The organism is Aeromonas sp. YN13HZO-058, assembly GCF_001921245.1.
Classification (GTDB): Bacteria; Pseudomonadota; Gammaproteobacteria; order Enterobacterales; family Aeromonadaceae; genus Aeromonas; species Aeromonas allosaccharophila.
In genome coordinates, this window is record NZ_MQSY01000079.1 from 58,688 (window position 1) to 70,041 (window position 11,354).

General features: G+C 60.5%; 8 protein-coding genes. 4 read left to right on the plus strand and 4 right to left on the minus strand.

What is annotated here, in order from left to right; all coding sequences use genetic code 11:
- Positions 1-21 precede the first annotated feature (21 nt).
- Positions 22-486 (plus strand): ribonuclease HI, encoded by a 465-nt coding sequence (gene rnhA / locus BSP75_RS20375; protein WP_042656956.1) that lies wholly within the window; start codon positions 22-24, stop codon positions 484-486.
- On the opposite strand, the gene BSP75_RS20380 is transcribed toward rnhA, so the two are convergent.
- Positions 474-1,196 carry a methyltransferase domain-containing protein gene (locus BSP75_RS20380; protein WP_075114429.1) on the minus strand — a complete coding sequence of 241 codons (723 nt, stop codon included), beginning with the start codon at positions 1,194-1,196 and terminating at the stop codon, positions 474-476. The two genes, rnhA and BSP75_RS20380, sit on opposite strands and share 13 nt — an antisense overlap.
- Before the next feature lie 72 nt (positions 1,197-1,268).
- On the opposite strand from BSP75_RS20380, the gene gloB reads away from it, so the two are divergent.
- Complete coding sequence (gloB, locus tag BSP75_RS20385; RefSeq protein WP_075114430.1) at positions 1,269-2,033, plus strand: hydroxyacylglutathione hydrolase; 765 nt, start codon at positions 1,269-1,271, stop codon at positions 2,031-2,033.
- Positions 2,034-2,103: 70 nt separating this feature from the next.
- Positions 2,104-3,654, plus strand: a complete 1,551-nt coding sequence (locus BSP75_RS20390) for a LysM peptidoglycan-binding domain-containing protein (protein ID WP_075114431.1) — start codon at positions 2,104-2,106, stop codon at positions 3,652-3,654.
- A gap of 161 nt (positions 3,655-3,815) precedes the next feature.
- On the opposite strand, the gene astE is transcribed toward BSP75_RS20390, so the two are convergent.
- Both astE and BSP75_RS20400 read right to left on the minus strand, forming a co-directional pair.
- Positions 3,816-4,841: a succinylglutamate desuccinylase gene (astE, locus tag BSP75_RS20395; RefSeq protein ID WP_075114432.1), complete on the minus strand. Its 1,026-nt coding sequence runs from the start codon at positions 4,839-4,841 to the stop codon at positions 3,816-3,818.
- A 294-nt stretch (positions 4,842-5,135) separates the two neighbouring features.
- The gene (locus BSP75_RS20400; protein ID WP_042083987.1) at positions 5,136-5,345 is read right to left on the minus strand and encodes a DUF1127 domain-containing protein; all 210 of its coding nucleotides are present in this window, start codon (positions 5,343-5,345) and stop codon (positions 5,136-5,138) included.
- A gap of 523 nt (positions 5,346-5,868) precedes the next feature.
- Here BSP75_RS20400 and BSP75_RS20405 point away from each other — a divergent pair.
- Positions 5,869-6,762, plus strand: coding sequence for a DNA replication terminus site-binding protein (locus BSP75_RS20405; protein ID WP_075114433.1), 894 nt, complete (start codon positions 5,869-5,871; stop codon positions 6,760-6,762).
- A 154-nt stretch (positions 6,763-6,916) separates the two neighbouring features.
- On the opposite strand, the gene BSP75_RS20410 is transcribed toward BSP75_RS20405, so the two are convergent.
- On the minus strand, positions 6,917-10,792 hold the full coding sequence (locus tag BSP75_RS20410; protein WP_075114434.1) for a DEAD/DEAH box helicase: 3,876 nt from the start codon (positions 10,790-10,792) through the stop codon (positions 6,917-6,919).
- Positions 10,793-11,354 lie beyond the last annotated feature (562 nt).

Below are 11,354 nucleotides of genomic sequence, written 5' to 3' on the forward strand. Positions count from 1 at the left end.
GCTAAAACAGATTGATTGCTCATGTTAAAACAGATTGATGTCTATACCGACGGCTCCTGCCTCGGCAATCCGGGCCCGGGTGGTTACGGAGCCGTGATGGTCTACGGCACCCACCGCAAAGAGATTTCCGCCGGATTCAAGTTGACCACCAATAACCGGATGGAGCTGATGGCCGCCATTATGGGCCTGCGCACCCTCAACGAACCGTGCAAGGTGCGCCTCACTACCGACAGCCAGTATGTCCGTCAGGGGATCACCCAGTGGATCATCGGCTGGAAGAAGAAAGGGTGGATGACCGCCAACCGTCAGCCGGTCAAGAACGTCGATCTCTGGAAGGAGCTGGATGCGGAAGTGGCTCGCCATCAGATTGAGTGGCTCTGGGTCAAGGGTCACTCCGGCCACCCGGAGAACGAACGGTGCGACGAACTGGCCAGAGATGCCGCCTGCGGCAAGGATCTGGCCGAGGATACCGGCTACCAGCCCTGACGGGCCATTCCCGGTGTGGCGAGGGATTTGGGCAGTTGCCAGCGCCGCCGCACCGGGATCAGTGGAAAGCGCCGTTTACGGGCCGCAATCACATAGACCGACGCAAACACTCTGCAGTAATCCCGCCCGATGCTTTCCTGCCACCAGCTGTGCCAGCTCTGTTTTCCCATAAACGAGTAGCCAAAGCGCTCGTCGAACATCACTTCACATCCCAGCAGATGCAGCCAGTCCGTCACCCGCCCCGGGGTAAACATCCGGGCCGACCAGGGCATCCTGCGCCGCAAGAACGGCACACAATGACCGATCCCGACCAGGCTCAAGGGGTTGTAGCCACTGATGATCAGCCAGCCATCGTCGGTCAGCACCCTCTCGGCCTCGCGCAGCACCTGATGGGGATCGGCAGAGAAATCGAGGCAGTGGGCCAACAGGCAGGCATCGACGCTGCCGGTGCGTACCGGCAGATCGAGGGGATCGCCATACATGTCGAGCAATCGCCCGCTGGGCGCCACCCCAATTTGATGGCGAATAGATGATCGTTTGCAAGAGAGTTCGGCGCTCAGGGCGCCAATTTTCAGCAGATGATAGCCAAACAGATTGGGGCACCAGTTGTCGAGCCGCTCCTGGATCTCGGCCGCTACCCAGTCCCCCATAGGCAATGCAGACCAGCTGGTCGGGATCTCGATTTGTTGTTCGGTACGTGCCACCTGCATAATAGGGCTCAACTCGGGGTTTCGAACGCCATCCTGTTATATAAGATACCCTCCCTAAAGAGAAGCAGACTCATGTATCCAGTGATCACAGTTCCAGCCTTTAATGACAACTACATCTGGTTGATCCGCCACGAAAATCATTGTCTGGTGGTCGATCCGGGCGATGCCGCCCCCGTGCTGGAGCGGCTCGAGGCATTGGGGCTGGTGCTCGACGCCATCCTGCTGACCCATCACCATCACGACCATGTCGGGGGCGTCACCGACCTGCTTACCCACTTCCCCCACGCCCGGCTCTATGGCCCCAAGCTGGACCCGATGCCGGATCATCATGGTCAGTGGCTGGAAGATGGCGATCAGATCAACTGGCACGGCCTCGCCCTCGAGGTGATCCATGTGCCCGGTCACACCCGCGGCCACATCGCCTACCATGGCAACGGCATGCTGTTTTGTGGCGATACCCTCTTCTCAGCCGGTTGTGGCCGCCTGTTTGAAGGGACGCCGGAGCAGATGTACCACTCGCTGCAACGACTCACCGCCCTGCCCGATGAGACCCTCATTTATTGTGCCCACGAGTACACCCTCTCCAACCTGCGCTTTGCCTATGCTGTCGAGCCGGACAACCCGGCGATCCGCCGCCAGATCGGGCTGATCAGCAAACTGCGGCAACAAGGGCTGCCAAGCCTGCCAACCCGGTTGGGGGAGGAACGCACTTTCAACATTTTTCTGCGCTGCGAGCAGGATTCAGTGAAATTTTCTGCTGAAAATCATGGGCTAAAATGCGTGGAAAATCCGGTAGATACCTTCACCATCCTGCGCCAGTGGAAGGACGTTTTTTGAACAAACCTTGATCAGGGGGCCATTGCCCCTTATGATGCGGGCTGTTTTTCCTAAAAATGACCGGAACGAGATGAAGGTACGAACGGCCTTATTGGCAGCGCTGTTGCTCAGCGGCTGCCAAAACCTGAGCCATCAGGATGACCGGGCGCTAACGGCAATCGAGCCGATCAAGTCCCCCCAGGTCAAGAAAAAAGCGCATAAAAAACACTCTTCCCATTTCCTGTTTGGCGATGAACAGCTGGACGAAATGGAAGATACGGACAATCTGTGGGTGCGCATCAGCGATGATATGCAGCTGGAAACCCCGGATAATGCCCGCATCCGCCAACAACGAGAGTGGCTGTTGCGTAATGATAAGCATCTGGCGACCATTGCCAGCCGGGCTGAACCCTACCTCTATCTGATGGTAGAGGAGATAGAACGGCGTGAGCTGCCAATGGAGCTTATTACTGTCCCGATGATCGAGAGCATGTTTGATCCTCATGCCCGATCCCGCAGCAATGCGGTTGGGCTCTGGCAGTTTGTCCCCGCCACTGGCAAGAACTTCGGTCTGCGCCACGACAACTGGTATGACGGACGGCGCGATGTGCTGGCCTCCACCAATGCGGCGCTCGACTATCTGGAGTACCTGAACCGCTTCTTTGACGGCGACTGGCTGCAAACGCTGGCCGCCTACAATGCCGGTGAAGGTCGGGTGCGCAACGCCATCCAGCGCAATCAGCGTGCCGGTAAACCGACTGACTACTGGTCGCTCGATCTGCCCCGCGAAACCCGGATGTATGTGCCGAAGATCCTCGCCATGGCGGACATGATCAGCAATGCGGACAAATACAATGTCACGCTGCCGGTACTCGCCAACGAGCCCAAGCTGCGGGTGGTAGAGACCGGCAGCCAGCTCGATCTGAACGTGGCCGCCCAACTGGCGGGACTGCGCACATCAGAGCTCAAGGAGGTCAATCCGGCCCTGAGCCGTGGTGTGATGTCACCTCGTGGCCCTTACCGCCTGCTGGTACCGATCGAGTATGCCGATACCCTGGAGCTGGCACTGACCGATCTGCCCAAGCGCGAACGTATTCGTACCCGCTCCTATCAGGTCACCAGTGGCGATACCCTGTCGCGCATCGCCAAGAATCACGGCGTCAGCGTGAGCGAGCTGAAGCTGGTCAACAATCTGCGCAGCAACAGCCTGCGTCGCGGTCAGCAGCTGGTGATCCCGACCCATGGTCAGGTCAGCAGCAAGGCAAGTACCGCCAGCAAGCCGCAGCAGCTGGCCAGCCGTGGCAGCCAGAAGGCCAAGGTCAGTTACAAGGTGCGCTCGGGTGATAACCTGTGGAGCATCAGCCAGGCACACGGCGTCTCCCATGCCGAGCTGGCCAAGTGGAACGGTCTGAATGCCAAGTCGGCGCTCAAGCCGGGCATGAAGCTGGTGGTCTATCCCAAGCAAGGGAAGAAGAACGACAAGTCGATGGTGTATCAGGTTCGCCGTGGCGACTCCATCTCCTCCATCGCAGCTCGCTTCCAGGTGGCCATCAACGATGTGATGCGCTGGAACCAGCTGGATAAAGGGGATTACCTCAAGCCCGGTCAGGAGCTGACCCTGTTTGTGAAAAACAACAGCTAAGTCTCACCGCTTGAACCCGATACCAAACGGGGCCAGTCATCTGACTGGCCCCGTTTTTTTTATTCCTGCGGCTAACCGCTGCATCCGAGCCACCCACTCAAACAATGGCTTGGCGCCGCCTGCGGACGCCTCACCGCTCTGCGGGCAAAGCGCTCACCCCCCTATTCCCAGAGCCTTGTCGGCACCACCAGCAACACGGTGCGCTGGCCAATCGCCACGTTGGCATTGGGGAAGACCACCGCTTCACGCGGCTGCTCGACTGTGTAGCGCAGCTCGCCATCCTCAGCCAGCACGAACCCTTGGGGAAATTCGGTGAAGTTGTCCACATCGCTGGCAAACAGGAAGCGAAATTGCTCCGATTTCTTGATGATCGCCCGATCGATGGCAAACAGGGTGAAATCATCCGCCCGCCACGGCTCCAGCGCAATCTCATCTTGCGTGACCAGCTCCTGCAGTGCCTGCCGGGTTTCGATAAAGCGGGTCATGTCGTTCTCGCCAAATGGCCGTACCTTGCCCAACTCCACCGTGAAGGCGTGGGCCCCATGCTGGCGCGAGCTGTAGTAGCTGAAGGTGGTGGTCGGGCTGGCGGAGAGCAGAATAGTGCGCACCCCGCAGGCGCCGAGGAACTGCACCTGCTCGCGGCAGTGGGGCCGCTCATGGGGGAAGGGGTAGACGGCGAACTTCTCGTGGCGCGAGCCGCGAATGGCGGTGTGCAGGTCGTAGTGGTAGCGGGGACGAGCCGGATCGGCAAAGAAGCGGCTCACATACTGCTCGAGGCGCATGGCGCGGATCCGCTCCCGATTGCACAGCCCCTCCCCCTTGCTGTGGGCACCAGAGAAGAGCCGATTCATGTTCTCTTCTACCTCCCGCAGCCCCAGATTCATCGCCGCCGGATTGCCAAACAGGAACAGCACCCGATGACGGGCACTCAGCTCGCCAGCGAGCAGACGGCTCAGCAGCTGGTTGCAGATCTCGATGGGTGCGGTCTCGTTGCCATGAATGCCGCAGGAGAGGACGATATCCTTGTATCCCCCGGGCTGAGTGCCAGCGCCTCTGGCAGGCTCCAGGCAGAGCACGCCGGTATCCCAGACGCTGACTCGCGCACCATCGGGCAGGGCAAATTCAAAGGGCTCAAGCTGCCATTCATGGCTGCGGGTCAGGGCCAAAAAATCGTGCTGGGGAATCATCCGTCTCACCCTCTTGCTCTGGAACACTATGGCCGGATTATACGCAAGGCATCGTGGCTTAAAATCATTTTTTAAACAAATTCAAACATTAACAACACAATTGTGATAACAATCGAGCGACGACAGCGAGGGGCTATAGCAATGCGAAATAAAGAGAAGAGGAAAGAGGATCAACGCACAACAGGGGGAAAACGGGGGAGATAAAACAGACTATTACCCGCCTAGTGGCCGGGCGCCACAGGGGCAGAGCAGCAAACGGATCAGCAGAAAAACGAGGCATCCATGCCCGGCTGATCAACCACGCCAGAACGGCTTGGTGGTCTCTTGATAACGGTCAGCTTCGTTCAGGCCGATGTCTTTGAGCAGGTACTCGGGCAGCTCGGAGAGCTGGCGACGGCTGCGGCTGCGCTCCAGCCAGGTCAGAACGGTCATTTTAACGCGAGCAGCCAGATTCAATTGGCTGGAATGCTGGTAACCGGTTTCGGTATAAGTCATGTTGGCCATGATGTGGCTCCTCTGAATATTTGTTTACGCACTGGGCTTTATTTGATGCGCAAAGCTTAGTCAGGGAGCTGAGCCGACTCAATTGACGAATTTTGATACGTTACATTAGTAAAACTAATAGTAAAAAACTGACTGATGCAATTTTAATGCTTTGATTTATAACGAATAATTAAATCACCGTTCGACCATCCACTGCCCGCAGCATATTGTGCTGCATGGCACCATCTTACATATGCAATTTACCGCATTGCCTATGCACTCACCAATGGACGCGCCATGGCTGGCAACCCCGTCATTACATTCGATTGTTAATTCAATGATCTCTTGGCGATCTGCAATTAACACGATGAAACATAAAACAAACTTACGTTTCTTCCCGCGCAGCATCCTCAATGACGACCCATAAACGCGCCCCTTGGCGCGCAACCGGCATACTGGTATGGTTATTTATACAGTAGTTTACTCCCCTGCCCTGACGCCATAACTTATGCCGTCAACGGCGGATGAAACCACAGGATCATCGATGGATACCTTTACCCCGACCGCCGCCCTGCGTCAACAGATGGCCGCCATTGAAGCCTCTCTCAACCAGCTGACCGATCTGCTTGGCCAGCTCGAGCTGCAGGAGGCCCATGTCTATCCCCTGCCCCCGGTTGCGCAGAGGGAAGAGCACGACCCGATCGCGCAGATTGAGGTGGGCTATCTCAACGGCGAAGCGGCACTGGCAGCCACCCTCGCCGCTTATCGGGACCACAGCGCCCGCCCCGGCTGCTCCACCAAGGCGACTCACCGGCTGCCTGGCTGGCTGCGCTTTCCTGCCGCCGCAGCCCCTTTGCTGCAACCGCTGATCGACCAAATCAACCAGCATAAGCTCGATTTCAAGGCACTGGTGCAGCAGGCGGGCGGGCGGGACGAGAAGTTCGAGCTGGTACATACCGCCCTGCCCGGGGTGATCACCTTGCAGGTCTACCGCAAACTGACCCTGTTGGCGGGGGAGCTGCAATCCCTCGGCTTTACCTGGGCCGACAAGCAGACCATCAATCGCCTCAGTCGCGAACAGGTGCTGGAGATGCTGGAGCGCAGCCGCCGCTACATACCGGCCCTCTCCAACAACGAGGAGTGGAGCAAGATGGTGGATCAGGAGGTGTACGACATTCGCCGCCTGCCGGCCGATGCCGAGCTGCGGATCCGCCGCCCGGTCAAGACCCACCCGATGATCAACTTGCTCTGGCTGGAGCGCACCCCGCGCAAACAGCAGATCAAGGCGAGCCTGCCGCTGCTGCTCTGCTCCGATACCCCGCCTGCGGTCACTCATTTGGGCAACTATCCCCCCAAGAGCCGGCAGGCGCGGCGGGATCGCAAGATTGGCGGCGAGCCCATCATCGAACGGCTGCACCTCTATCTCTATCAGGGGTGACTGGATCAGGGATAGCTGGCTCAGGGATAACCGGGCCGCCTTGCCGCGATAAGCAGCGGATCCCGCATCTGCCCCAAATAAGAAAGGGGAGAACATCTCTGGATATTCTCCCCTGTTCTGTATCGATAGGCGGTATGAAAGGCGGCTTCGCCAATCAGCCCATCAGCAGGGCCCGCAGGCTCTCCACATCCAGCCCGCGCACCTCGGACTGGCCGCTCAGCAGGCCATCGGCCAGCGCCCGCTTCTCGTCGTGCAGGGCGACAATCTTCTCCTCCACCGTCTGCTCGCACACCAGCCGGTACACAGTCACCGGCTGGGTCTGCCCCATCCGGTGGGCCCGATCGCTCGCCTGATCTTCCACCGCCGGGTTCCACCAGGGATCGAGGTGCAGTACGGTATCTGCCTGGGTCAGGTTGAGGCCGGTGCCCCCCGCCTTGAGGCTGATGAGGAACAGCGGTACCGCTTCATGACGAAACCGCAGGATGGAGTCCTGACGGGATTTGGCGGAGCAGCCACCATCCAGATAGCAGTAATCCCAGGATTTCTGCTCGATGCGGGCACGCAGCAGGCTCAGCAGATCGACGAACTGGCTGAACACCAGCACCCGATGACCGCCGTCGATCGCCTCTTCCAGCAGCGCCATCGCCTCGTCCAGCTTGCTGCTGGTCTGTGACCACTCGGGCATCACCAGCTCCGGCGAGCAGCAGAGACGGCGCAGCCGGGTCAGACCGCTCAGCACATGCATCAGGGCGCGGCCATCGGCGCTTTGCACCTGCTGCACCACTTCACGCCGGGTCGCCTCGTAGAGCTGGCGCTCTTCGGGGGAGAGGCTGATGTGATGGATGATCTCGGTCTTGTCCGGCAGCTCGGTCAGCACCTGCTGCTTGAGACGGCGCAGGATGAAGGGGCTGATCACCGCCCGTAGCAGCGCCATGTGCTGGGGATCCTTGACCGCCTTGCCAAAGCGACGCTTGAACTCGCCAAGGCTGCCGAGCAGCCCCGGGTTGATAAAGGTAAACAGGCTCCACAGCTCACCCAGATGGTTCTCGATGGGGGTGCCGGAGAGGGCGAGACGAAAATCGCCGTCCAGCTGGAACAGCAGCTTGGCGCGCTGGGTGCCGGCGTTTTTGATCTGCTGCGCCTCATCGAGCACCATGCTGGACCAGCGGCGGGACTTGAGCGCCTCCGCCAGACTGCCGAGCATGCCGTAGTTGATGAGGATCACCTGACCGGCCTTGGCCTCGCGAATGATCCCTTCCCGCTCGGCCGGGTTCTCGAACACCACCACATCCAGCTCGGGGGCGAAACGGGCCACCTCCTCCTGCCAGTTGGTGACCACTGACTTGGGCACCACCACCAACGCTGGGCCAAGGTGTTGGCGCATCCGCAACACGATGAGCGCCTGCAGCGTCTTGCCCAGACCCATGTCATCGGCCAGACAGGCGCCAAAACCGTGATGGGCCAGGGTCGCCAGCCAGCGCACCCCCTCTTTCTGATAGTCCCGCAGGCCGGTGAGCAACTCGTCCGGGCACTCGACCTCCTGCTGCCACTCCTGCTGCAGGGATTGCCACGCCGCATCCCCTTCGGTGGTGATGACCGAGAGCAGACGGGTGAGCGGATAGGCCAGCTTGTTGTTGATGCGCTGCTCTTCATCGAGCATGGCCCCCAGCATGGTGAGCCGCTCCACCAGCTTGTCGCTCAGCATCAGGCTGGTCTTCTCGTCGAGCTGCACGGTGCGCTGGCCCGGGGTCATCTGGCGCAGAATAAGGCGCAAGTCGAGGATCTGGTGCTCATCGAGCGCCAGCGCCCCTTCGACCTGGAACCAGTCCTGGCGCCGCTCGATGCGCAGGCTCAGGGCCGCTTCATCGAGACTCTTGAGGCGGGCGCTGTCCTGATGCCAGTGAATGACCACGCCAGCATCCACCAGTTCGGGCAGGGCATTGACCAGCCCCAGCGCCTGTTCCCCCTGCAGCAGCCACTCGCTGCCGGGCAGGCCGATGGGCAACTGATTGCGCAGCAGCTGGGCCTGCAGCTTCTCGGCCGCCAGATCCCGCTGCCAGTAGTGGTACGCCTTGATCCCCTGCCGCACGATGGGCTCACCCTTGCCAAGGGGCTGGGGCGGCAGATCGTCAAAGCGGGTCACCAGCTTGACCGACAGCTGACCATCCTGCCAATCCAGTTGCACCGAAGGAATGCCCGGCCAGGGAGCCAGTTCGGCGTTGCCGCTAAGCCCCGCAACCTGACTGTGCCAGGGCAGCTCGGGAATGGCATCCAGCGTGCGTTGCAGCTCGGCCAGCCCCTCGACGGGCAGCAGCGGGATAGATTCGAGCGCAGGCAAACGGTCGAGCAGCGGCTGCGGGGTGAGGATCAGCTGCCACAGATCCTGCGCCAGCGGCATGATATGGGCCCCGCGGGCGGCCGCATCGGGACAGAGCTGCGCGCTCATCCCCTGTTCGGTGACGACCACCTGCAGCAGGGGGGCGCTGATGGCCAGTTGCAGCTTTTGCCCCTTGGCGTTGAACAAGCGGGGGTGATCGGCCAGCGGTGCCCAGACATCCCGCGGCAACCGCCCCATCACCCGTGGCAGAGTGCGGACCAGCGCCCAGTCATGCTCGTCGAGCATGGCGGCATACTGGGTGGAGAGCAGGGCCGGATCGACCCGGCGACCAGCGGTCCACTCCCCCTTGGTGCTGAGCTTCTGGATCTTGCACTCCAGCTCAGGGCCCTCGGCATGGAGCAGCCACACCAGCCGCTCCTGCGGCTTGCGCACGCCGCTGGAGCGTCCCAACCCCTGCAACCAGTTGAGCCAGCTGGCAGAGGCGGCGGTTTTGTCCTCGTCCCCTTCCTCATCCTGCTCGTCACTGCTCTCTGGTGCACTCTCCTCACTGCTGCGCAGCTGGCAAAGGGGTGCCCCTTTGGCCGCCTCGCCCAACAAGATGCGCAGCAGATCCTGACAAAACGCCATCAGGCGATGATGGGGCTCGGCATCGAGCAGATGGGAGAGATCCCACTTGTGCAGCATGGCCACCTGCGGGCTCTGGGCACCGTGACGGGCCAGCGCGCAGAGATCGAGCCAGAGGTAGCCCCAGTGGAGCTCCTCCACCGGCAGTTGCAGGGTATCGAACAGGCCAACCGCCTGACCGTGGCGATCGCCCGCCCACTGGCTGAGCAGGTCGGCAAGCAGAGGGAACTGGCCGGTCAGGCTGCGCTGCCACTTCTTGCGCTGTTCGCTGGCAATGACGGGATCGGCCTGCTGCAACCAACCAAGCCAGAGCAGGGCGCTGAACGAACGGGGCCACTGGCCCGCCTCACCCTCATCGGTTGCCTGCCACTGGCCCAGCGCGGTGAGCAGTCGCTCGCCGAGCGGGCCGCTCTGGCTCTGCTGGGCCAGCGCCTGCAGGGCTGGCCAGCCGATGACGTCATCGTTGCCCTCGCCGGTTGGCGACGTGCTCTCGCCATCCCCGCAGAGCCAGCGCCACTCCGCCTCGAACGCTTTGGCCCGGGCCTGCACCTCGGGGGCGCAGCGCACCAGCGCATTGGCCAGCGGCCAGCGCTCTTCATAGGGGGCATCGAGCAGCAGTTGCAGCGAGAAGTGTTCCAGCAGCAGTTGCTGCCAGGCGGGGCTGGAGCCCGCCAGCAACTGGTGAGCGTCCGGGGTATCGAGCAGGGTCAGCAGATCGCTGGCCGAGAAATAGGTTGGCACCTCCCCCGCCTTGCCGCGACAGAGCTCGCGCACCACCGCATGAGTGAGATCCTGCCCGGTCAATGAGGGCACCCGGCTCCAGCCCGGCTCCGGGCAGAGACCGGCACGTACCCCCAGGATCAGCGCCAGCGTCCCCTCGGCGGTCAGGCTCCACTGCTGCTCCCCGCGCAATCTGACCAGCCCCGCATCCTGCAGTCGGGTCAGTTTATCGATCAGGGCATGGCCCATCGCCAGTTGATCTTGCAGCAAACGGGTACTGGCGACGCGCTGCAATTGCAGGGTGGCGAGCAGGGCATAACTATCCGAAGAGAGGGTGGACGCAGACATCAAGACTCACGGGCAAGTGCAAAAGCGGAATTTTAACGGTAAAGCGCCAGCGGCTCGACCCTTTACCGTGAAATAACTCAAAAAAAAACGGCCATCCATGATGACCGTCGAAAGTAACGAAGGAAATAGCCGGATCATCCGGTTACCTCCCACAGCGGGAAAATCGGGAGCGCAAGCCCCTAATTCGTGGAGCCAATGCTAGAGGTTGGCGCCCGAAAAAGCTTTGAAGCGGATCACAGTTGAAAAGGATTTCTGAAAACGATTTCAACATTTACCGGCAAGATACCATTATTTCGCACCCAATGAACCACGTGTCAGGTGGCCAAATTCACTAGGTGTACTCTCTCTGTAGGTTGTTCACTCAGGGTATTTTCGGAGAATTGGAGACGCCAACCGAATCAATCATCCGAGGGCTCCGAGTGAACGACCATCAAATTCTCATTAAAGGCCGTGTTATCGATACTGCGTACAACTAACTCATAGAACGTGAACAGAAGCGGTGTTGGTGGTGCCGCTCGGTACCAGAGCACCGGAGACCATCACAACCACGTCACCTTTCAGA

What these genes read in the sequence shown, in the direction of transcription:
- rnhA (WP_042656956.1), top strand. Translation starts at nt 22, where the DNA reads ATGTTAAAACAGATTGATGTCTATACCGACGGCTCCTGCCTCGGCAAT.
- BSP75_RS20380 (WP_075114429.1), bottom strand. Translation starts at nt 1,196, where the DNA reads ATGCAGGTGGCACGTACCGAACAACAAATCGAGATCCCGACCAGCTGG.
- gloB (WP_075114430.1), top strand. Translation starts at nt 1,269, where the DNA reads ATGTATCCAGTGATCACAGTTCCAGCCTTTAATGACAACTACATCTGG.
- BSP75_RS20390 (WP_075114431.1), top strand. Translation starts at nt 2,104, where the DNA reads ATGAAGGTACGAACGGCCTTATTGGCAGCGCTGTTGCTCAGCGGCTGC.
- astE (WP_075114432.1), bottom strand. Translation starts at nt 4,841, where the DNA reads ATGATTCCCCAGCACGATTTTTTGGCCCTGACCCGCAGCCATGAATGG.
- BSP75_RS20400 (WP_042083987.1), bottom strand. Translation starts at nt 5,345, where the DNA reads ATGGCCAACATGACTTATACCGAAACCGGTTACCAGCATTCCAGCCAA.
- BSP75_RS20405 (WP_075114433.1), top strand. Translation starts at nt 5,869, where the DNA reads ATGGATACCTTTACCCCGACCGCCGCCCTGCGTCAACAGATGGCCGCC.
- BSP75_RS20410 (WP_075114434.1), bottom strand. Translation starts at nt 10,792, where the DNA reads ATGTCTGCGTCCACCCTCTCTTCGGATAGTTATGCCCTGCTCGCCACC.